Genomic DNA, 21351 nt, shown 5'->3' with positions numbered 1-21351 from the left:
GCGGAAGAGGATTCAGAGGCCCAGATAGATCCGCCTCACCTGCGGGTCGTGCCGGAGCTCGCGGGAGGTGCCGGTCGCGGCGATCTCGCCGTTCTCCATCACCAGGCAGGTGGTGGTCACCTCGAACGTGAGCTTCGCGTTCTGCTCGACCAGGACGATGCCGAGACCGTCGGCGTTGAGTCGCTTGAGCACGTTGGCGATCTCGCCCACCAGGATCGGTGACAGGCCCATCGACGGCTCGTCCAGCAGCATCACCTTCGGCCGGCACATCAGCGCCCGGCCGACGGCGAGCATTTGCTGCTGGCCGCCGGACAAGGTGCCGGCCGGCCGGTGGCGCATGTCGCCGAGGACGGGGAACAGGTCGTAGATCTCGGCGATCGGGGTGTTCTTCCAGCTTCGGCAGTAGGCGCCGAGGAGGAGGTTCTTCTCCACCGTCAGCCCGGGAAAGACATGCCGGCCTTCGGGCACGTACCCGATGCCTCGGCGGACCAGAGTGTGCGGTGCGGCCCGGAGCAGGTCATCCTTGCCGAAGCGAATGGCGCGGGCCTGGCGGGGTGCCAGGCCCATGATCGCCTTCAAGGTCGAGGTTTTGCCGGCGCCGTTGGCGCCGATGATGCCGAGCGACTGCCCCGGTTCGACCGTGAAGCTGACGTTGTGTGCCGCGCGGACACCGCCGTACCGCACCGAGAGGCCCTCAACGGTCAGCGTGGTCATGCTCAGCCTCCCTCTCTGTTGGTGCCGTCATGGAATCGCCGAGGTAGGCCTCGACCACGCGCGGGTCGACGGCCACCTCGTCCGGTGACCCGTCGGCGATCACTCGTCCACCGGACAGCACCGTGATGTGGTCGCACAGCGACATCACCAGGCCCATGTTGTGTTCGATCACCACGACCGTGACGCCCGAGTCCCGGATGGAACGCACGATCTCGGCGAGCCGGCCGACCTCGTCGCCGTTGAGACCTGCCGCGGGTTCGTCGAGCAACAGCAACGACGGCGACGACGCCATCGCCCGCGCGATCTCGACGCGCCGCTGGATCCCGTACGGCAGTAACCGCGGGATGGCGTCGGCGAAGTCGCTCAGTCCGAAGCGCTGCAGCACTTCTTCGGCTCGACCGCGCAGCGACCGGTCGTAGCCGGCAACCGCCCAGGGCAGCGCGAGGTAGCGCCAGATCCAGGAGGTTCGCGTACGATCCAGCGCCACCAGGACGTTGTCGCGCACCGTGAGGTCCTCGAAGAGGCGCAGATTCTGGAACGTCCGCGCGATGCCTTCGAGCGACAGCCGGTACGGCGTCAGACCGGTGACCGCGTTGCCGTCGAGACGGACCCGGCCGGCTGTGGGCGTGTAGAAGCCGCTGATCACGTTGAAGAGCGTGGTCTTGCCGGATCCGTTGGGCCCGACGATCCCTCGAATCTCGCGCACAGGCACGGACAGCGAGACGTCTTGCAGTGCGACGAGTCCTTTGAACCGCTTGGTGACCTGGTCGATCTCCAGCGCAGTCCGGGCGGGGGTCGGCGGGGCTTCGTCGTACGGGACGAAGGGAGCCAGGCGTGGGCGTTCGCGGGCCTTGCGGCGGAAGACCTGAGCGGGAAGTCCGGCCAGGCCTTGGGGGAAGAAGACCACGACCAGTACGACGACGATGCCGTAGCCGAGCTGGGCGTACGCCGACACGTCAAGCAGTGCCTCCCGGACGAAGGCCAGGCCGAGTGCGCCGATGACGCAGCCGATGACGCTCGCCCGGCCGCCGATGATCACCATCGCGAGCAGCAGGAACATGTTGCTGATGCTGAACGTCTCCGGCGCGACGAACTGGATCAGGCCGGCATAGAGCAGCCCGGCCACACCGCCGTACAGGCCGGACAGCACGAACGCGGTCATCCGCAGCAGCGGGATCTCCGCACCGAGTGCTCCGGCGGCGAGGCCGTCGTCGCGCATGGCCCGCATCCGCCGGCCGAGCGGTGAGCGGGTGACGAACAGGGCGAAGGCCAGTACCAGCGCGAAGACGACCAATTCGAGGTAGTAGAAGAGGTAGCCGCTGGACAGGTCGATGCCGAACAGCGGCGGCACGGGGATGTTGCTGATGCCTTCGGCTCGGCCGGCGATGCCTGCGTTGGTGACCCAGTTGATGAACCCCAGCGCGAGCCCGAGGGTGACGATGCCGAGGTAGTGCGACTGCATCCGCAACGCCGGGATGCCGACCAGCAGGCCCGCGGCGACCGCCGCCAGGATCGCGAGTACGGCGGCCGGCCAGAAGCTGAGGCCGGTCCGGGTGGTGAGGATCGCCACGGTGTAGGCGCCGACACCGAAGAATGCAACCTGCGCCAGGTTGATCTGCCCTGCCACCCCCATGGTCAGGCCGAGGCCGATGGCCAGGATGGCGAAGATGACGGCGACATCGACCACATGCATGGTGTAGCCGCCGAGCCCGTAGGGCAGCAGCCAGGCGGCCACCGCGATCGGTGCCAGCAGCAACAGCCGTCTCTTCACGCCCGATTCACCGTCGTCTCCCCGAAGATGCCGGTCGGCCGGATCATCACGGCCAGCGCGAAGACCACGAACGTGACCAGATCGGAGTACCCCTGGAAGTTGCCGGCGGCAAAGGCATCCAGCAGGCCGAACGCCAGCCCGCCGACGATCGCCCCCGGCATACTGCCGAAGCCGCCGAGCATGGCCGCGGCGAAGCCCTTGATGCCGAGCGTCCCGCCCATCGTCGGGTTCACGTAGAGCATCGGGCCGATCAGGCTGCCGGCTACCGCGGCCAGGCAGGCACCGATCCCGAACGCCATCGCGTTGCTACGCCCGACATGGATCCCGCACGCGGTCGCTGCCTCGTGATCCATAGCGACCGCCTGCATCGCCGCGCCGAGCTTGGTGCGCCGCAGGAACCAGGCCAGCATGCCGGTGGCGAGCGCCGCGACCCCGATCACCAGCAGGCTGTACGTCGGGATCCGGACGCCACCGAGGTCCAGCGGCTCGGTCGCGACCGGGTTCGGCACCGCGCGTCCGGTCGCTCCCCAGATCAGAATGGCCAGCGCCTCCAGAACCGCACCGAAGCCGATGGTGCCGATCAGCATCAGCGTGAAGTCCTTGTTCTCCAACGGCCGCAGGAACCGCTCGATGATCAGGCCGATGAGCCCGGTGACCACGATCGCGACCACGATCGCCACCGCGAACGGCACCCGGCTGGCCATGTAGAAGGTCGAGGCGGCGTACGCGCCGATCATCACCACACTGCCGTGGGCGAAGTTCACCAGCCCCATCGTCCGGTACACGATGGAGAACCCCATCGCGACCAGCGCGTACACCGCCCCGAAGGTGATGCCGCCGATCAGGGTCTGAAGGAAGACCTGCACGTCAGCTCGCGGTCGCCGGGAAGGCCTTGCCCTGCTTGATCAGACCGATCTTGGTTTCGTGGATTCCGACACCGAAATCGTCGTAGTTGTACTGGCCGAGCAGCCCGTCGCGCTTCACGCCGCGGATAGCGTCGGCTAGTTCCTGGCCGCCCTTGCCACCGGTCTTCTTCAACGCCTCGATCAGGATCGACGCACCGTCGTATGCCTTGGCCCCGTGCAGCTCGGCGTCTTCGCCGTACGCCGCCTTGTACTTCGTGGCGAACTCCTTGCCCGCCGGGCTGGCCTCGTTGCTGAGGTACGGCGAGCTGACCACCGAACCCTCCGCGTTCGCCAGGCCCGCCGTGGTGGCGTAGACGTCGGTACCCATCGGCGCACCGCCGGCGAAGATCGCCTTCACGCCGAGCTCGCGGGCCTGCTTCGCAATGAGCCCCGACTGGACCTCCTCAGCTCCGATGAAGAGGACCTCCGGGTTCTGCTGGCGGATCTTGGCCAGGTTGGAGTTGAAGTCCTTCTGCTCCGGTGTGACCACCTCGTCGGCGACCGGCGTGAGGTTGCGGCTCTTCAGCGACTTGATGAACGCGTCGTGCTCGCCACTGCCGTAGGCGCCGTTGTTGCTGATCAGGGCGATCTTCTTGTAGGCCTTCTCGTCGACCAGGTACTTGGCCAGCGTCTCGTCGAAGGTGACGCTGGTGGGCGCGTTCAGGAACAGGAACGGGCTCTTCAGGTCGGCCAGCTTGGGCGACTGGCCCGACGTGATGTTCGGGATCTTGGCGGTCTTGAGGATCGGTGCCATCGCCAGCGTCACTGCGCTCTCGGCGGTGCCGAGCATCGCGACGTACCCCTCGGAGGAGATCTTGCGCGCCAGGTTGGTGCCGACCGTCGGGTCGCCCTGGTCGTCGAAGAGGTCGAGCTGGATCTGCCGGCCGTTCACCCCGCCGGCCTTGTTCGCCTCGTCGACCGCCAGCTTGACGCCCTTGTTCTCCCACTTGCCGAGCGAGCTGAGCTGGCCGCTCTGGGCGTTGATGTTGGCGATCTTGATAGGTCCGGTGGCCTCGCCGGCGGACCCGGACGTCTCACCGGGCGCAGAGCAGGCGGTCAGGGCTGCCAGGACGACAGCGACGATCGTGAGTCTCACGGTTCACCTCTACGTGGCGCTGAATAAGTCACGAACTAGTACGTTAGTTATATCGGTGGGCGTTGTCCGAGGAAATAGCTCGGATGCCCCTTCAGACGACGAAGTCGCCTTGGTAGATGTCCTTGATGTTCCAATGGCCAGGTGTCGGGACCGGTTCGTTCACCATCGGTACGTCGATGACCGCCGGTCGCCGCTTCCCGACGGCCTGGCGTAATGCGCTGCTCAGTTCGTCCGGAGCCGTTACGCCGTACCCATCAGCGCCACAGGCCATGCCCACAGCGGCGAAGTCCGGAGTGGCGGCGAAGTCACAGCCGTAGCTGCGCCCGAAGGCGGACGTCTGCAGATCGGAGATCGTCCCGTGCGACTGGTTGTTCATCACGACGAAGATCACTGGTGTGCCCTGCTCGACCGCCATGGATATGGCGGGGAGTTGAGCGCTCATACCGCCGTCGCCGATCAGCGCCACGACGGTTCGGGACGGTTGCGCGAGTTGAACGCCGACCGCGGCGGCCGGCCCGAAGCCCATCGTGGAGGCACCTCCCGGCGTGATGAAGCGGCCGGTGTCGGGCAGTTCATAGCACTGGGCGACGCCGTTCTTGTTCCAGCCGACGTCGGTGACGAGCACTGCATCGGGCGGCAACGCTTCTCGTAGATCGGTGAGAATGCGCTGCGGCCGAAGGGGGAAGGCTTCACTCAAGTCCCGGACGAAAGACGCAGTCCGAGTCTGCCGGATCTGTTCGCGCAGCTCAGGCCGTTCGGCCGGCGGGTACGACTTGGCCGCCTCTCCGATCGCTCGTACGGCGAGGCCCACGTCCGCGACAGCACCTACGGTGACCGGGTAGTTGCGGCCCAGCTCGTTCGGGTCGATGTCGATCTGGATCAGCGTGGTGTCAGTGAAGTCCCAGGTATAGCGGGGATCCCACGAACTGGCGTCGGTCTCCGCGAAGCGAGTGGCCAACGCGAGGACGACGTCGGCGTTGCGGGCGTAGTCGTTGGTCAGCGCGAGGCCCCAGAAGCCGGTCATTCCCAGCACCAGCGGATGGCTGTCGGGAATGGTGCCCTTGGCCATCAGCGAATGCGCGATCGGGATGTCGAAGTGCTCGGCCAGCCCGATCAGCTCCTCACGGGACTCGCGTAGTCCGCCGCCCACATAGATCAACGGCTGCTGCGCCGCGGCCAACTCCCTGGCGATCCGTTCGGCCGTGTTGGCGGGCAGATCCGGCCGGTCCGCGTGACTCAACATCGGGTATGGCGCCGCCGGTCTACTGAAAACATCCATCGCAACGTTGACCAGGACGGCACCGGGCCGACCGGTCGTGGCCGTCCAGAACGCCCTCTCGACCGCCCGGCCGAGCTCATGCGGATGCTGCACATCCCAGACCCGCTTGGTGAACGGCCGCATGATCGCCGACTGATCGGCATCGATGTGCAGGTTGATCTCCTGATGCGGATGGCGGCCGCGGTAGTACGACGGAATGTCGCCCGCGATCACTACCAGCGGAACCGAATCCAGCGCCGCGGTCATCACCCCGGTGACCGCGTTCGTCAGCCCGGGGCCGACGTGCACCAAGACGACGCCCGGCTTGCCGGACGCTCGTGCGTACCCGTCGGCCGCGTGGGCGGCAGCCTGCTCGTGCCGGGCGATGACGAAGTGGATCGGGCTGCGCCCGAGGGCGTCGAGAACCGCGATGTTGGTATGACCGCAGGTGCCGAAGACGACCTCGACTCCCAGCTCCTGAAGCTGTGCGACGAGCGCTTCGGCGGCTGTGCTCACTGCTCTCCCCAGATCGACATCCCCCGCAACAGGAGGGTCTTGGTCACGGTGAAGTCTTCGATCATCCACCGGGGCGACTCCCTGCCGATGCCGGAGTCCTTCACGCCGCCGAACGGCACATGGTCAAGGCGGAAGTTGGAGGAGCCGTTGACGACCAGTCCGCCGACCTCCAGTTCGCGCCAGGCGGTGAGGATGCGGCGTACGTCGTAGGTGAACAGGCCGGCCTGCAGGCCGAATCTGCTCTGGTTGCAGGTCTGGATCACGTCCTCGAACGTGTCGTACGGGAGGACCGCGACGCACGCGCCGAAGATCTCCTCCTTGACAAGGTTTGCGTCGGGCGCCGGAGCGGCCACGACCGTCGGCGCGCAGACCGCGCCGTCCCGGGTGCCGCCGATGGTGACAGTTCCACCCGACTCCGCGGTCCAGCGGACGACGCGTTCAGCCGCGTCATCGTCGACCATCGAGCCGACGTCCGTCCTTGCGTCCAGCGGATCGCCCACGACAAGGCTCTTCACCTGCCCCGTGAAGCTCTCGACGAACTCGTCGAACCGGCCGCGCTGAACGTAGACACGTTGCACAGAGATACAGCTCTGACCCGAGTTGCTGTAGCCGGTCCGAGCGCAGTTCGCGGCGGCCTGCTCGATGTCGGCATCCTCACAGACGATGGTTGCCGCGTTGCCCCCGAGCTCCAGCACCGTTCGCTTGGGGCCGGCCGCGCTCGCGACAGCCGCCCCGGCCGCCGCGCTTCCGGTGAAGCTCACGACGGCGATCTCGGGCGCCGCGCACAGAGCAGCACCGACATCGCCGCCGCCGTGGAGAATCTGGACCGCCTCGAGCGGCATGCCCACCTCCAGAAGGAGTTTGACCAGTTCGGTCGAGGCTGCCGGCGCCTGTGGCGGAGGTTTGACGATCGTGGTGTTGCCCGCGGCGAAGCTCGCCGCGAGTTTGTGAGCCAGCAGATTGGCCGGCGCGTTGAACGGAGTGATCGCCACGACGGGACCCGCCGGGGCGCGATGCGTGAAGGCGGTGTTGCCCACCCCACGAGCCCACCCAGCGACGGGCAGGGTTTCGCCGCCGATCGCGCGAGCCTCCGCGGCGGCAACGGCGAAGGTGTCAGCGACCCGGAGCATCTCACCGCGCCCGTCCTTGAGTGGTTTGCCGAGTTCGACGGCCAGGAGCCGGGCGAAGTCGTCGCGCCTCTCGGCTACCCGGACCGCCGCCCGCTCAAGAATCTCGGCCCGGGTGGCCGGCGCGAGTGCCGCAACCGCCTGGGCCGATGTTCGTGCGTAGCTCAGCGCAGTGGTGATGTCGGCGGGCAGCGCCGTACGGGCTCGGCTGACGGCGCGTCTGAGGTGAGGGCCGATTCGATGCGCCGACGGGCCTTCGGTCAGCCAGTGACCGGCCACCAGACATCCGGCGGCATAGATTCCGTCCATAGTGCTCCCTTTGCTCCGGCGGCGCGGGTGTTGGGGAGTCCGCGTGGGGATTGAACTAACCGTATGGTTCATTAGATCGCCTGGCAAGGGTCCGTTTGGCGGTTCTTCTGATCCACAGAACGGAACGCTGGCATCACATCCCGTTGGCAACGTCGCCCGATGAGCGTATAACTAAGTAACCAGTTCGTTCATTGTGAGGTGTCATGCTCACCGCCGAACGCCAGACCAGCTCCACGGCCGGACTGAACGGACCGCGCCCGGTGATCGCCACCGCGTGTCTGTCGGGAACGCTCGAGGACAAGCTCGCGGCCGCAGCCGCGGCCGGATTCAGCGGCATCGAGATCTTCGAAGACGATCTGATCATGTCGCCATGGTCGCCGCGGCGGGTGCGGGACGAGTGCGCGACGCTCGGCCTGTCGATCGACCTGTACCAGCCGTTCCATGACTTCGAGGCCGTGCCGGCCGGGCTGAACGAGTCGAATCTGCGCCGGGCCGAACGAAAGTTCGACGTGATGGAACAGCTCGGATGCACCACCCTGCTGGTCTGCTCGTCGGAATCAGCGGCCGCCGTGGACGACGACCTACTGGCGACCGAGCAGCTGACGACGCTTGCTGACCGAGCGGCGCGGCGCGGCCTGCGGATCGCTTATGAGGCGACGGCGTGGGCACGGTTCGTCAACACCCCTCAGCATGCGTGGCGAATCGTGCGGGAGTCTGGTCACGTGGCACTCGGAGTGTGCCTGGACAGCTTTCATGTGTTCGCTCGTGGCGACGATCTCGACGTGCACGACGTACCGGGTTCGAAGATCTTTCACGTGCAGCTTGCCGATGCGCCGCGGTTGAGGATGGACGCGGCCGACTGGAGCCACCATCACCGGCTGTTTCCTGGGCAGGGTGTCTTCGATGTGGCGGGCTTTCTCGAACGGGTGTTGTCGACCGGGTACTCAGGACCGCTCTCGCTCGAGGTGTTCAACGATGTCTACCGGCAGAGCGACCCGCGGTACGCCGCAGTCGACGCGATGCGGTCCCTGCTCACTCTGGAAGAACGCGAGTTGTCGTTGCCACCGGCACCGCCGCTCACTGGGCATGCCTTCAGCGAGCTGGCGGTTGACGATGTATCGGGTCCGGCAGTGGCCAGAACCCTTACCGCGCTTGGATTCGCGCACGCCGGGCAGCATCGGTCGAAGCACGTTCAGCTCTGGGAGCAAGGCAATGCGCGAGTACTCCTGAACTTCGCGCCCGAGCGAGCGGTCCACCCGGCTACTGCCTCCATCTGTGCGCTCGCCGTGAACAGTGCGGATCCACAGGTCTCAGCCCGGCGAGCGGAACGGCTCATGGCCCCGGTTCTGCCACGCACGTTCCGGCCGGACGAGGCGGACCTCTGCTCGGTGGCCGCGCCCGACGGCACCGCCGTCTTCTTCTGCCACACCGATTGGCTGGACGACTTCCTCCCGACCGGTGCAGACGCGCCCGCAGAGCTCCTGACCGGGACCGATCACGTGTCGCTGACCGAGTCGATCGACGACTTCGACCACGCCGTACTGTTCTATCGCTCCGTGCTGGGTATGCAATCGGATCAGGTCGCGGAGCTGCCCGCCCCCTTCGGACTGATCCACCGACGGACCGCATCGGACCCGGATCATCGGGTACGGATCAATCTGAACACCGCTCCGCTGCGACGAGGGGATTGGGGCCCGACGGTCCCGAATCCTCAACACGTTGCCTTCAGCACCGATGATGCGGTCGCAGCCGCGCGCGCGATGCGTGAACTCGGCGTACCGCTGCTGAAGCTGCCGGACAACTACTACGACGACCTCGACGCCCGCGTCCTGTTGCCACCGCAACTGCTGGCCACCATGCGCGAACACTCGATCCTGTACGACCGGGACGAGCACGGCGAGTACCTGCACTTCTCCACTGAGATCGTCGGCGGACGGCTGTTCTTCGAAGTGGTGCAGCGTACCGGATCGTACGAGGGCTACGGTGCGGCGAACAGTGCGGCTGTCTGCATGGCCGCGCACAGGCGCAGTCGGCGAGCGGCGCCGGGCGATCGGCGCGACTATTCATTGGCGCACCTGACCGCACTGAGCCTGTCACCCCCGGAGTTGGTCGAGGCAGCCGCCGAGGCGGGATATCGGTACGTCGGACTGAGAATGACCCGAGTCACGGCGCAGGAGCCGCACTACCCGCTGGCCACCGACACTGGTTTGATGCGGGCAACCAGGAGCCGGCTGGCCGCGACCGGTGTCGACGTACTCGACGTGGAGCTGGCCAGGATCGGACCGGAGGGCCGGCCGCGGGACTATCTGCGCTTCCTCGAGGCCGGTGCCGAGCTCGGGGCTCGCCATGTCATCACCCAGTTGCCCGATCCGGATTTCAGCCGCAAGGCGGACCGTTTCGCCGAGCTCTGCAACCTCGCCCAGCCATTCGGTCTCACCATCGACCTGGAGTTCCCGTCCTGGACCGAGACGCCCGACCTCGCCGAAGCCGTCCGTGTCCTGCGTGCCGCCGACCAGCCCAACGCCGGCATCCTTGTCGACCTGCTCCACTTCGCCCGCTCCGATTCCAGCATCGCCGAGCTCCGCGACCTGCCACCGGCGTGGTTCCACTTCGCCCACCTCTGCGATGCTCCCGCCGAGACCCCCTCGAGCCAGGAAGGCCTCATCCATACAGCGCGCTTCGAGCGCTTGTTCCCCGGCGAAGGCGGCCTCGACCTGAACGGCGTCCTGTCCGCGCTGCCCGCCGGAATCCCCTACGCCCTGGAGATCCCCCACGCGACCCGCGTAGCCCAGTCAGGCGCACAAGAGCACGCACGCCAGGCAATCACCTACGTCCGCCAACACCTGGATCCTCTGCAGCACCAAACACCCGGCACCGACGCGGCATGAGAATTGGGCCTGCAGGTCATGGCCTAGGTGTAACTGCCGTCTCCGCTTGAGGTGGTTGCAGGCCGGGTCCTCACTCACAGAGATTCGTGGACTACCGAGTAGGGGCTGCTTGCTCGGCCTATCCGACAGTTGTGGGAGGCCCATCGTCTACGACGGCGGCGACGTCCGCGCCGGCGAAGCTGGCTGTGCTTTGATCTGAGCTCGACGTCAAAGCCGGCACCGTCGAGATCACCCACGCCATCGCCCGAAAGCTCAGTATTGGGATACCGATAGTGATGGCACCTCGGCTGAGGCCTAAGGCAAGTGCCGGTCCAGCCGTCGCAAAAACCGTCCAACCACGGGACGGTTGTGCAAGTCCCGAGCGATCACGCCATTCCGTACCGAGCGGATGGCGCCCCTGACGCGGCCCGACCAGGTCGGCACGAGTGCGTCCTGCCGCGCCGCGGCTCCCCGCTGCAGGAAGCGAGCACAGCCGAAGCACACGCCGACCTCGGGATGCGACCCCAACCGGACGAGATCGCGCTCGTCGAACTCCGCACCGCAGCACCAGCATTGTGTCGTCGACACCTGAACCGTCTCCGAGGGCTCACTCACATCACCATCATGCGCTTGCTGGACTCACCAAGCCAACAATGACCTCCATCGCCGAGTCGACGGCCTTGGATCCCGGACCTGGTGCGACGTACACACTTCGCGGCGTCCCACGGATAGATACGTTGAGAACGGCGGGTCCCAATGTGCCGAGTGAGGTCGCGCAACGTTTGGTGGAGCTGCTGCGGATCCTGCAGCGCGGCGGCCCCGCCCAGCATGGCGTCCTGGGCGCCGATGCCACGCTCGATGCGTGGTTCGGGATCTCCTTCCCGCCAACGGGTCAGCGCTCAACGAACGCGGACTTCCTGCCGTCGGGCCGCAGACGGCGATTCCAGGCAGGTGCAACTGTGACTTGCCCCATTCGTAGCACTGCTCAGATTCTCGGTTGGAGTCGCGTGGTTAAGGTGCGCATCCCCTCGAACGCTGAAGCAGGAGGATCAGCCAGCTGGTGGCGGGATGCTAGTACCGCCTGATCGCTGCCGAGTGGCTGCCGAAGGCAACTATTGTCGTCAGCGTGGGGTCGTCCGCTCCCGCCTGGCACGCGATCCCTAGGGATTCATTGCCGCTCGGGCAGCGGCTTCCTGGTGCATGTTCTCCTAGTCCTCACTGCCACAGGTCGCCTCATGCTCTTGAAACTGCGGCTGTCGTCGACGGTATCGCGATCACCGTGCTCGCCTGAGCGTCAGCGGATCCTCGCCGACCGCGACCCGTCCGAGGACGACGACGTGTGGCTCGTCACGTGCTTCTTCACCCGCGTCTGCTACCGCCGCCACGGCTTCACGCACCGCCTGCTCGAGGCGGCCACCGCGCTCGCCCGAGAGCACGGAACGCGGGCCGTCGAGGTCTTCCCGCGCAGGTCCCGGCAGGGCGACGCCAACGATTACCTCGGTGATGAGACGTTGTTCGCCGCCCACGGCGTTGAGTGCGTGACCCGCTCGACCCCACCGCGTCGTGATGCGCCGCCCCTGCCCGGCGCCGACCGCCGACGTCAGATCCCAGCTAGCGCGCTTGACATCCTCACCTCAATCCGAATACTTAGGTATATGCCTAAGTATTCGGACGAAGCCGGCGGCGACGCCGAGCTCGACCGGATGTTCCGCGCACTGGCGGACGGCAGCCGCCGGGCGATGGTCGCCCGGCTGGTCGACGGGCCGGCGTCGGTGAGCCAGCTCGCCGAACCGTTCGGCATGGCGCTGCCCACCGTCGTCCAGCACCTCCGGGCGCTAGAGGAGGCAGGGATCGTGTCGTCCGAGAAGGTCGGCCGGGTGCGCACGTACCAACTCGTGCCCGACGCGCTGGTCCCGGCCAACGCCTGGATCGTGGCCCACCGCCGCCCGCAGGAACGCCGGCTCGACCGCCTGGGCGACTACCTCACCAACCATCACCCGACACAGGAGAACTGACATGACCGACCGCACCCAGACCCACGCCACGTTCGTGCTCGAGCGCGAGTATCCGGTTCCGGTCGACCGCGTGTGGGCCGCCTTCGCTGACCCCGAGATCAAGCGCAAGTGGTTCGGCAGCGACGAGTTCGTCTACGTCGAGCGCACCGACGACTTCCGGATCGGCGGCGTGGCTATCGACGACGGACGTCACGGCGAGGGCGGCCCGCTGTCCCAGTTCCGCGCCACGTACACCGACATCACGCCCAACCAGCGGATCGTCTACACGTACGACATGTGGCTCGACAGAGTGCACGCCTCGACGTCGATCAGCACGATCGTGTTCGAGCCCACCGACGACGGCGCCGGCCCGGGGACCCGGCTCACGTTCACCGAGCAGGGCGTCCACCTCGACGGTGTGCACGGTCCCGGGCCAGATGCCGCGGCCGGTCGCGAGTCCGGCACCGCCGGCCTGCTCGACGCCATCGGGAAGGTGCTCGCTGCTGTCGGTTGAACCCGTCCTCCTGGTACTGCTCCGAGCGGGTGAGCGGCCGGTCACCGATCTGGCCCGGGAGCTGGGGATGACCCAGCCGGGGGCATCCAAGCACCTGCGGGTGCTCCGGGAGATGGCTGGTGGGGGGCCGCAAGGCGGGCAAGCAGCGCCTGTACGGCCTTGACGCCCGCGGGCTGCAGCCGGTCCACGAGCGGACCGGCGGGTTCGAGCAGTTCTGGAACGAGTGTTTCGACCGGCTGGACACCTACGTGCAGGACCTCAAGCAGACACGGCAGGAGAAATGACCGATGGCAGGGGCACGGCAAGAAACGCGGGCGGAGCCGGTGACGGCCGACCGCGAGATCGTGATCTCCCGGGTCGTCAGCGTCCCACGGGCGTTGGTGTTCGACGCGTTCACCGAAGTCCGGCACCTGTCGCGATGGTGGGACCGGAGGGGTTCACCACCACCGCTCGGGCGCGAATCCGCCAACGCGGCCGCCGCGCAAGCCCTGGAACAAGCCTTCGAAGACCCAGACCTCAGCTGACTGCACGTCAACCCGAGCTCCGTCCTCGGATCTCGCATGCTGACCGTGGATAACGTCAGCACCCTGCTCATATGTCTCTGACCCGCGCTCTAAGTCTCATCGCGCGTTCTCGTTGATCTGGGCTTCCCCTAGTAGCGTGGAGATATCCGCTTTGAGGTGAAGGCGATGGCTGAGGCACGTAGGAAGTTTGATCGGGAGTTCCGTGAGGGTGCGGTCCGGATCGTCCGGGAGACCGGGAACCCGATCGCGCAGGTGGCCCGGGTTGCGGCGGGAGAACGCGGAGTTGGCGATGGAGCGCGATGTGCTCAAGCGCCCGGTGGCCCTCTGGGTCAAGGATGCGATGGGCCGGTAGCCGTGGCCCGGTTCATCGTCACCCGGAGGGACATCTACCGGGTGCCGCACGCGACGAGTTGCCGGGCGCTGGGGGTCAGTCAGGCCTGGTTCTACAAGTGGCGCCACGTGGTCAGGTACGGCGACGCTTCGCCCCGGTTTGCCCGCCGCGAACAGCTCAAGATTGCGATCGGGCAGTGGTTCGCCAAGCATCACGGGACCTACGGGTCGCCCCGGATCACCGCCGACCTGCGCGACGAGGGCTGGCGGGTCAGTGAGAACACCGTCGCACAGTTGATGCGGGAGCTCGGTCTGAGGGCGCGGCGGAAACGCCGCCGCAACCAGACCACCCGTCCGGGCCGGGGCCGGTGGCGCGCACCGGACCTGATCCGACGTGACTTCGGTGCCAGTCAACTGAACCGCAAGTGGTACGGCGACGGCACCGAGATCCTCACCGCCGAGGGCAAGTTGTTCTTGGACTCGGTGCTGGACATGGCGTCGCGGCGCATCGTCGGGTTCAGCCTGGGCGAGCATCACAACACCGAACTGGCTTACGACGCGCTGGTGATGGCTGTCGCGGTCCGCGGTGGCAAAGACGCGATCACCGGCGTGGTCATGCACACCGATCAGGGCAGTGAATACACCGCCGGCACCGTCCGGGCCGCCTGCACCCGCCTCGGCATCACCCAGTCCATGGGCCGGCCCGGATCAGCACTGGACAACGCGGTCATCGATTCGTGGCATTCCACCGTGGAGTCGAACTGCGCAGGCTCGAGCACTTCACCACCAAGGCACACGCCCGCGCCCGGGTCGCGGCCTGGATCGAGGACTACAACCACGACCGGCGCCACTCCGCCCTCGGCATGCGCTCCCCGGTCAACTACGAACTCCGCCTCCAAGCCGGCCACGACCTGCACCACGACCAGGCAGCATGAACGACCTTCGATCCCGCACGCCGAGCCTGACCTCGTCCTCGCCGGCGTCGAGGCCAAGCCCCTTCGGGGTGGCCTCCGGCCAGCCTTGACCCCGACTCCGGGCCAGCCCACCAACGCAGCCAGCGGGAATCCGGTCAACAACCGAACAACAAGACTCAAGTCTCTACGGTTTCAGGGGATTGCCAACCCTCAAGCAAAAGCCCTTGCCTAGCGACGGATGGTGAACATCAGAGGGAGGAATTCGATGTTGGTGGATCGCAGCAACTTCACGGTCGCCGAGACCGATCGCTACTTCAGCGCGCACTCCGAAGACCATCCGGTGAACACGGTCCGGCACTCACGGGGCTTCTCCGACGTGGCCAATCAGGTCGTGATCAGGGAGAACAAGGACTGCCTCTACAGTCACGCCGTCGTCGACGTCTCCAAGGGAGCTGTCATCGCGAATCCAGCGTGGGACGACCGGTACTCGATCATTCAAATGATCGACGAGAACCAGTACTCGTTCGCCCACCTGTACCCCGGAGATTCGCTGACCGTCACCCCGGACATGGTCACCACCGGCAGCCACATCTGGTTGAACATCCGCACCGAGGTTCGCCCCGAGAACGGCGACGGGTACTACGACGCGCACCAGCACCAGGACCGCTACGTGATCCAGGCGGCATCGGCAACGCCGTACCAGTCGAAGGGTTTCGATCCCGAGTCGCTGGCCGCCGTACGTCTCGAGCTCCTGAAACTGGCGCCCACAGTGAACAGCTGGGATGCCTTCGGGACACCCGACGTCGTGTCACCCGAGGCGTTCCTGATCGCCTCCGCAGGCGGGTGGGCCGGTCTCCCCAAGGAACACGCCGTCTACTGGCCGAAGCTCGTCCCCTCAGGCGTGGCAGCCGACCTGGCGCCATCGAGCCTCACGCTCGAGAAACCACCGCTGGACTACAAGCGAGGCGGATTCTTCTCCGTCACCACCTACGGTCCCGACGGCTTCATCGCCACCGAGGACTACGCCTACAACCACCGCACCGCCCAGCCTAACGAAAACGGCAGTTACACCTTCTGTTTCAACGCACCTGGACGTCCGAACAACATGACCACCGTCGCGGGATGGAACATGGTGATCCGCCTGTACAGGCCGACCACCTTCCCCGCGATCATGGCCTACCTCGAAGCCCTGGAACGGGACCACGTTCAGATTCAATCCCTCTCCGCCTAGTCGCGTTGACGCACAAGCCGAGGAGCACACATGCCGACGACCGTGAGCCAGAAACGTATATCCGCGCAGAAGTGGACGGTCGGTTCCAGGCCTTCCAGCGGCGCTCGGGCGGCGTGAACGCGTTCTACCTGATCACCCGACCCACGCCGACAGACGAGCAGCCGGTGGTGCGAATGAACCGTGACACCCTGTACGGCGGCAGCGTCATCGACACCGGCGGCGGCGCTCGCGTGTTCGTGCCGGAGGTCATGGACGACCGCTATCTGTCCGTGTTCATCATCGACAATGACCACTACATGGTCGCCGTCATCCGCGAGCCCGGGTGGCACGAGATCACCTCCCCGACCCGATACTGCTGCGCCATCCCTCGCGTCGAGTTGCGCAACCGCACTGACGAGGACGAGATCGCCCAGGTCAGCGACGTCCTCCGGCGCTTCCAGATCGAGGCAGGCAGCGCCCAGACCTTCACCGCGCCTGATTGGGACTGGGACTCGATGCTCGCTCTGCGGGCGCAGTACGAGCAGAAGTTCCGCACCTTCACGCAGTTCCCAGCCGGGTGGATGGGACGCCGGGGTGAGGCCGATGAGGTCACCCGCCACCTTGCCGTCGCCGGTGCGTGGGGGCTGTTCCCCGAAAGCGAAGCTGTCTACATCAACTTCACCGGACCCGCCGATGCGTCCACGGCGTACGTCGCGACGTACAGCGTTCCACCGTGTGATGCGTTCTGGTCGATCGCTGTCTACGGCGACGATGCGCTCTTCCACTCCGACAACGTCAGCCTGTCACCGGCAACCACGGCGATGAACGCGGACGACACCTTCACCGTGTACTTCGGATCAGCAGACATCGTCGGTGACAAGCCCAACCGACTGGACATCACGGACGGATGGAACTTCCTCATGCGCGCCTACCGACCCGGGCCTGAGGTCCTCGCACGCAAGTACATCCTCCCCGAGGTCACCGAGTACACGGGCTGACAACACCCGTCGACCGCGCTCGACACCTGCAGCAGGCGCGCCCAGTGAACATCCGTGTCAGGGACGCCGTGAGGTTTGTGTCAGTAACTGGCGGAGTGTGACGGTGTGGTCGACTACTGGATGTGGTTCGGACGCCGAAGCTGACTGATCGTCAGGTGGAAGTACTCAAGTGGATCGGCCAGGGCTGCCCACCGCGCGACTGGCGCGATCAGACCCACAAGAAGAACACCGCCCGCGCGCTGCCCAGCCGCGGCCTCGCCCGTGTCGGCCGGAAGAACAAGGTCTGGACGGCGGGAATCACGGAGGCGGGCGAGTTCTACCTCACCCACGGTCACGCGACGCCTAGGCCAGAGCCACCCGAGACGTGCACAGCAGCGCTCCTGGCGCAACCTCCTGCGCTTGCCCGGCGAGAGGAACCTAGTCGCGAGACCCTTATCTATAAGAGCTTTCGAGCATCGTCGACAAACGGTGATCAGCCTCAGCTGGAAGTCAGCGGGTTCGGGGGTTGGAGTCCCTGGCGGCGCACCCAAGCCCAGGTCACGACGGTGGCCTGGGTTTCTTCATGCCTACAGGACTCCTTCTATTCGACCCTTTCAGCCGCATCTCTCACGTCGGCTGGGTCCGGCAGCCGAGTGTGATCGTCACTGTGCGTCACATCCCCTCGGCTCGCGTCACGGCCGCCCTGTTCACCAACACATCAGGGCTGCGGTAGGTGGTCTGGGCAACAATGGGCCGCCGGCCAGGCGAGGTCGGCAACGCCGTCGCGGCGGGCGAGTTCTGTGATGTAGAGCTGTACGTCGACCAAGTCGGTCGGTGCGTTGCTGCGCAGCCGGGCGACGGCAGGCGCGACCTCCTCGATCCACCAGGCGCTGGCCAGACTGTGCGCGTCTACATCGCCCCGCGTCCATCGGCCGTCTCGCTGCCGGCGGCACGCCCACGCCAGCGCAGAGTCAGCCAGCCTCGCCCAATCAGCCGGTCGATCGAGCCACAAGGCGCGACGTATGTCGTCCGGCAGCGGGACTTCTTCGAGGAACCGTCGTTCAGCCGCCTTGACCGGAAGGTCCGCGACAGTCATGCAACTGCACGCGTACGCCACCGAACAGATCCGCCGAACCTGAGCCGCCAGATGTGACCAGCCCAGCTCACGAGCAGCAGCCGCCCGATGATGCCCGTCCGACACGAAGTACAGCTCACCCAGCCGCACCACGCTCACCGCCGGCGGCAGATCACCGGCGCGGAACCGGGCGAGCACAGCGTCGTACCGCTCGGTCCGCCGGCGCGGCCGGAACTCGTGATCGAAGTCCTCCGAACGTGACACTGAGCCGACCACCTGGCTCAACGGCACCTCGTCGTCGTACGTACCCATCGCGCCGTCGTCGCCCACCGCCTCGAGAGCGTCGGACAGAGGCATCAACCCCGACCGACGCGGCTGCCTCCACCTCAATACGATCGTCTCCTCTGCCTGCCGTTCCAGATCCCAAGTAGTCTCGCGCTTCGTCTCCAGTACAGCACTTCCCTTTTGTTCACTGGCTTGTGTCCAGGTTTTCGCCAGTGTGACGAGTCCACCCAGCGTGCACCAGGTCGGCAAAGGCCTCGAGCAGCCGCGTGACCGCGGCCGGTTGTTCCTCCATCAACCAGTGGCCGCAGTTCGAGATGACTTCACTGGTGACGTCGTCGGCGAATCCTTGGAGGGACAAACCGGGTTCCAGTCCGCGGCCGGCGCCGGAATCGCCGCCGATGGCGAGCACCGGGACCTGGAGCGTGGGCCGCGGCAACTCAGTGTGGCGTCGGCGGTCTTCGGGTAGAGCACGGTAGTAAGCAAGACCAGGCTTGGTTCCCGCTGCCGATCCGTAGCACCGCAGGTACTCAGCGATGACAGCGGCGTCCAGTCCTGCGAACCTCTCGGCTGCGAAGTGCGTGTAGAACCAGGTGTAGTACTCGCGTTCGCGGCCCGAGATGAGCTGCTCCGGCAAGTCGGGAGTCTGGTGGAATGCGTGGTGCCAGCGGCGGCCACCCTGGCTGAAGTCGACGACGCCGTCGTCGGCCTCCACCGGGATAGTGACATCGAGGACCGCGAGCCCGGCGGTTTGCTGTCCGAGCTGGACCGCAAGGTCAAATGCAACCACCCCACCCCAATCGTGTCCGACCACCAGCACCGGCTGTGTCGGCCACAGGGACTGCACCAGTCGAAACAGGTCCGCGGCGATGGTCCACTTGTCGTATCCGTCGGCCGGCCGGCTGCTGTCGCCCAGGCCACGAAGGTCAGGTGCAACCACATCGATTCCGTCGGCTTCCGCCAGTTCGTCGATCACGTGGCGCCAGGCGTACCACGTCTCGGGCCAGCCGTGGATCAGAAGGATCTTGCGCCCGGCGCGGTCTCCCGCGCGCACGTAGTGCAGACGCACTTCGCCGACGTCGGCGTATTGGTGCTCGAGTTTCATCCTGGCCTCCCAACCGTGCACAAGACCGTACTGATGGCCAGGGCAAGAGACGCTTGCGGTGTCATCGCGGCTCGGCGAGGTTCGTGAGCCGCGTCTCGCGCAGCGCCGCTACGCAGACTGCGGAGATGACACACATGGCGATGATGTACAGCGCAATCGGGTCGGTGTTGCCGTAACGGGCCAGCAGAGCGCTGGCAATGATCGGCGCGAAGGCTGCTCCGAGGATGCCGCCCAGGTTGTAGCTCAGGGCGGCGCCGGTGAAGCGGACCGAGGTGGTGAAGATCTCGCTGAGAAGGGCCGCGATGGGGGCGTAGATCACTCCGTAGAACACCATCTGCACCGACAGGGCCAAGGTCAGCAGTGACGAGTTCCCGGTGTTGATGAGCGAGAACATCGGGAACGCCCACAGGGCGGCGGCGGCGAGACCAGCGACGCAGACAGCCCTTCGCCCAACGCGATCTGAGAGTGAAGCCGCGAGCGGGATTGCGACCCCGTTGACGACCATGGCCAGAATAACCGACCAAAGGACTGTGCTCCGGTCCATCTGGAGCACCTTGGTCGCATAGGAGAGGGTATAAGTCGAGAACAGGTAGAAGATGGCGAACAAGGCGACGGTGCTGCCGGTACCCAGGATGAGCTCCTTGGGGTGGCGCCGCACGACCTGTAGCAGGGGCGGCGTCGCCGACTCACGCTTCTTGACCGCCTCGATGAACAGTGACGACTCGCTGAGCTGATTACGAACGTAGAGACCCACCGCGACCAGGACGGCACTGAGCAGAAACGGGATTCGCCAACCCCATGCGGTGAATGTGGCGTCCGACATCAGCGAGCCGGTGACCAGGAAAACCAGCGTGGACAGAATGAACCCGAATACCGGGCCGATGTTGTTCAGACCGGCGTAGAAGCCGCGCCGGCCGGCTGGGGCGTGCTCGGAAAGCATCAAGACGGCTCCGGAGTACTCCCCGCCGAATCCGACACCCTGCAACAAGCGCAACAGCACCAGGACGACCGGCGCAAGAGCTCCGATGCTGTCGTAGGTGGGGAGTGCACCGATCACGGCGGTGCTGACTCCCATCAACAGCAGGGTTGTGATCAGCGTTTCCTTCCGGCCGATGCGGTCCCCGAAGTGCCCGAAGATGATGGCGCCGAGCGGACGTGCCATAAAGGACACCCCGAAGGTGGCGAGCGACAAGATGGTTGCCACTGTGTCGCTTTGGTTGGTGAAGAACAGGCGCGGGAAGATGGTCGCCGACGCCGTGCCGTACAAGTAGAGGTCGTAAGTCTCCAGGGAAGTGCCCAGAAGGCCGGCGGTCACGACCTTGCGCATGCGCGGAGGCGTAGCTGTGGTCTCCGCTGGGGCGGTCGGCTGCTGTGCTGTCATGGCGGCGGCGCTTTCTCTGGCAGGGCATGCAAGGTCGAGCCGACCAGCAGGCGGGCCCCCGAGCGAGGACTGTGGCGACGAAGCCATCATGCTGAAGGTGTGACGTCTGCCACTACCGCTGGGAATCGCAAGCCGGCCACAGCGTTTGCACGGTCTGTAGAACGACTCGATGGAGCCGCTCCGCGCCGGGACGACGTGAGTCTTCGGGCGGGGCGATTCGATTCGCTGGGAACACTGGGGTCCGTCGATCTTTCGAGGACACGCAGAGCGCAGAGCCCAAGGTGAAAGGTAAGCCGGTCATTGCCGTCGGCAAGGTCTAGTCCGTGCGGCCAGGGGCGTCTGCATAGCCGACGACTGCTCGCCTGACTTCAGGACGTTCTGCGCCCAGTTCCGTTGAAGATACCGGTATCAAATCCATACCGTTGCACTCGATCCTACGAGAGGGAGCGATACACATGGAGCGGATCCTGGTCATCGGCGGT

General features: G+C 66.1%; 18 protein-coding genes. 9 read left to right on the top strand and 9 right to left on the bottom strand.

Annotated elements, in window-relative coordinates:
* Nucleotides 1-12: 12 nt before the first annotated feature.
* The 6 genes from E0H75_RS10325 to E0H75_RS10300 form a co-directional block, all read right to left on the bottom strand.
* Nucleotides 13-714, bottom strand: a complete 702-nt coding sequence (locus tag E0H75_RS10325) for an ABC transporter ATP-binding protein (protein ID WP_131513227.1) — start codon at nt 712-714, stop codon at nt 13-15.
* Complete coding sequence (locus E0H75_RS10320; protein ID WP_131513225.1) at nt 695-2485, bottom strand: branched-chain amino acid ABC transporter ATP-binding protein/permease; 1791 nt, start codon at nt 2483-2485, stop codon at nt 695-697. The genes E0H75_RS10325 and E0H75_RS10320 overlap by 20 nt, the downstream gene beginning before the upstream one ends.
* On the bottom strand, nt 2482-3351 hold the full coding sequence (locus E0H75_RS10315) for a branched-chain amino acid ABC transporter permease (RefSeq protein WP_131513223.1): 870 nt from the start codon (nt 3349-3351) through the stop codon (nt 2482-2484). The genes E0H75_RS10320 and E0H75_RS10315 overlap by 4 nt, the downstream gene beginning before the upstream one ends.
* A gap of 1 nt (nt 3352) precedes the next feature.
* Nucleotides 3353-4486: an ABC transporter substrate-binding protein gene (locus tag E0H75_RS10310; protein WP_131513221.1), complete on the bottom strand. Its 1134-nt coding sequence runs from the start codon at nt 4484-4486 to the stop codon at nt 3353-3355.
* Nucleotides 4487-4577: 91 nt separating this feature from the next.
* Nucleotides 4578-6260: a thiamine pyrophosphate-binding protein gene (locus E0H75_RS10305; RefSeq protein WP_131513218.1), complete on the bottom strand. Its 1683-nt coding sequence runs from the start codon at nt 6258-6260 to the stop codon at nt 4578-4580.
* Entirely contained in the window at nt 6257-7696 is a 1440-nt protein-coding gene (locus tag E0H75_RS10300) for an aldehyde dehydrogenase family protein (protein ID WP_165553607.1), read from the bottom strand. Before E0H75_RS10300 ends, E0H75_RS10305 begins: the two co-directional genes overlap by 4 nt.
* A 203-nt stretch (nt 7697-7899) precedes the next feature.
* Between E0H75_RS10300 and E0H75_RS10295 the strand changes: the two genes are divergently transcribed.
* The 9 genes from E0H75_RS10295 (at nt 7900) to E0H75_RS10255 (ending at nt 17047) form a co-directional block, all read left to right on the top strand.
* Complete coding sequence (locus E0H75_RS10295; RefSeq protein ID WP_131513214.1) at nt 7900-10584, top strand: TIM barrel protein; 2685 nt, start codon at nt 7900-7902, stop codon at nt 10582-10584.
* 1214 nt (nt 10585-11798) lie between these two features.
* Nucleotides 11799-12578 carry an ArsR/SmtB family transcription factor gene (locus E0H75_RS43995; protein WP_238162941.1) on the top strand — a complete coding sequence of 260 codons (780 nt, stop codon included), beginning with the start codon at nt 11799-11801 and terminating at the stop codon, nt 12576-12578.
* Between the two features lies 1 nt (nt 12579).
* Nucleotides 12580-13071: an SRPBCC domain-containing protein gene (locus E0H75_RS10280; protein ID WP_131513210.1), complete on the top strand. Its 492-nt coding sequence runs from the start codon at nt 12580-12582 to the stop codon at nt 13069-13071.
* Entirely contained in the window at nt 12995-13234 is a 240-nt protein-coding gene (locus tag E0H75_RS44590; protein WP_202872941.1) for an ArsR family transcriptional regulator, read from the top strand. Before E0H75_RS10280 ends, E0H75_RS44590 begins: the two co-directional genes overlap by 77 nt.
* Entirely contained in the window at nt 13191-13355 is a 165-nt protein-coding gene (locus E0H75_RS43555) for a hypothetical protein (RefSeq protein WP_202872940.1), read from the top strand. The genes E0H75_RS44590 and E0H75_RS43555 overlap by 44 nt, the downstream gene beginning before the upstream one ends.
* Nucleotides 13356-13358: 3 nt before the next feature.
* Nucleotides 13359-13595 carry an SRPBCC family protein gene (locus tag E0H75_RS10270; RefSeq protein ID WP_202872939.1) on the top strand — a complete coding sequence of 79 codons (237 nt, stop codon included), beginning with the start codon at nt 13359-13361 and terminating at the stop codon, nt 13593-13595.
* Between the two features lie 354 nt (nt 13596-13949).
* Nucleotides 13950-15071, top strand: a complete 1122-nt coding sequence (locus tag E0H75_RS45220) for an IS3 family transposase (protein WP_202872938.1) — start codon at nt 13950-13952, stop codon at nt 15069-15071.
* Between the two features lie 33 nt (nt 15072-15104).
* On the top strand, nt 15105-16070 hold the full coding sequence (locus tag E0H75_RS10260) for a DUF1254 domain-containing protein (protein WP_131513206.1): 966 nt from the start codon (nt 15105-15107) through the stop codon (nt 16068-16070).
* A 71-nt stretch (nt 16071-16141) separates the two neighbouring features.
* Nucleotides 16142-17047 carry a DUF1254 domain-containing protein gene (locus tag E0H75_RS10255; protein ID WP_202872937.1) on the top strand — a complete coding sequence of 302 codons (906 nt, stop codon included), beginning with the start codon at nt 16142-16144 and terminating at the stop codon, nt 17045-17047.
* Between the two features lie 697 nt (nt 17048-17744).
* Here the strand turns inward: E0H75_RS10255 and E0H75_RS10250 are convergent.
* The 3 genes from E0H75_RS10250 to E0H75_RS10240 all read right to left on the bottom strand — a co-directional run bounded on the left by E0H75_RS10250 (nt 17745) and on the right by E0H75_RS10240 (nt 20815).
* Entirely contained in the window at nt 17745-18458 is a 714-nt protein-coding gene (locus E0H75_RS10250; RefSeq protein ID WP_131513202.1) for a ParB N-terminal domain-containing protein, read from the bottom strand.
* Nucleotides 18459-18570: 112 nt separating this feature from the next.
* Nucleotides 18571-19488, bottom strand: coding sequence for an alpha/beta fold hydrolase (locus E0H75_RS10245; protein ID WP_131513200.1), 918 nt, complete (start codon nt 19486-19488; stop codon nt 18571-18573).
* Between the two features lie 61 nt (nt 19489-19549).
* The gene (locus E0H75_RS10240; RefSeq protein ID WP_165553605.1) at nt 19550-20815 is read right to left on the bottom strand and encodes an MFS transporter; all 1266 of its coding nucleotides are present in this window, start codon (nt 20813-20815) and stop codon (nt 19550-19552) included.
* Nucleotides 20816-21351: the final 536 nt, after the last annotated feature.

Origin of the sequence: Kribbella capetownensis (assembly GCF_004331485.1) — a bacterium.
GTDB classification, from domain to species: domain Bacteria; phylum Actinomycetota; class Actinomycetes; order Propionibacteriales; family Kribbellaceae; genus Kribbella; species Kribbella capetownensis.
The sequence above is the reverse complement of the archived record's forward strand: the minus strand, read 5'-3'. Positions and strand labels throughout refer to the sequence as shown.

Excerpts from the sequence above, each read along its gene's own strand:
- E0H75_RS10325 (WP_131513227.1), bottom strand. The coding sequence starts at position 714 with ATGACCACGCTGACCGTTGAGGGCCTCTCGGTGCGGTACGGCGGTGTC.
- E0H75_RS10300 (WP_165553607.1), bottom strand. The coding sequence starts at position 7,696 with ATGGACGGAATCTATGCCGCCGGATGTCTGGTGGCCGGTCACTGGCTG.
- E0H75_RS10295 (WP_131513214.1), top strand. The coding sequence starts at position 7,900 with ATGCTCACCGCCGAACGCCAGACCAGCTCCACGGCCGGACTGAACGGA.
- E0H75_RS43995 (WP_238162941.1), top strand. The coding sequence starts at position 11,799 with ATGCTCTTGAAACTGCGGCTGTCGTCGACGGTATCGCGATCACCGTGC.
- E0H75_RS10280 (WP_131513210.1), top strand. The coding sequence starts at position 12,580 with ATGACCGACCGCACCCAGACCCACGCCACGTTCGTGCTCGAGCGCGAG.
- E0H75_RS44590 (WP_202872941.1), top strand. The coding sequence starts at position 12,995 with ATGCCGCGGCCGGTCGCGAGTCCGGCACCGCCGGCCTGCTCGACGCCA.
- E0H75_RS10270 (WP_202872939.1), top strand. The coding sequence starts at position 13,359 with ATGGCAGGGGCACGGCAAGAAACGCGGGCGGAGCCGGTGACGGCCGAC.
- E0H75_RS10260 (WP_131513206.1), top strand. The coding sequence starts at position 15,105 with ATGTTGGTGGATCGCAGCAACTTCACGGTCGCCGAGACCGATCGCTAC.
- E0H75_RS10250 (WP_131513202.1), bottom strand. The coding sequence starts at position 18,458 with ATGCCTCTGTCCGACGCTCTCGAGGCGGTGGGCGACGACGGCGCGATG.
- E0H75_RS10245 (WP_131513200.1), bottom strand. The coding sequence starts at position 19,488 with ATGAAACTCGAGCACCAATACGCCGACGTCGGCGAAGTGCGTCTGCAC.
- E0H75_RS10240 (WP_165553605.1), bottom strand. The coding sequence starts at position 20,815 with ATGCGCAAGGTCGTGACCGCCGGCCTTCTGGGCACTTCCCTGGAGACT.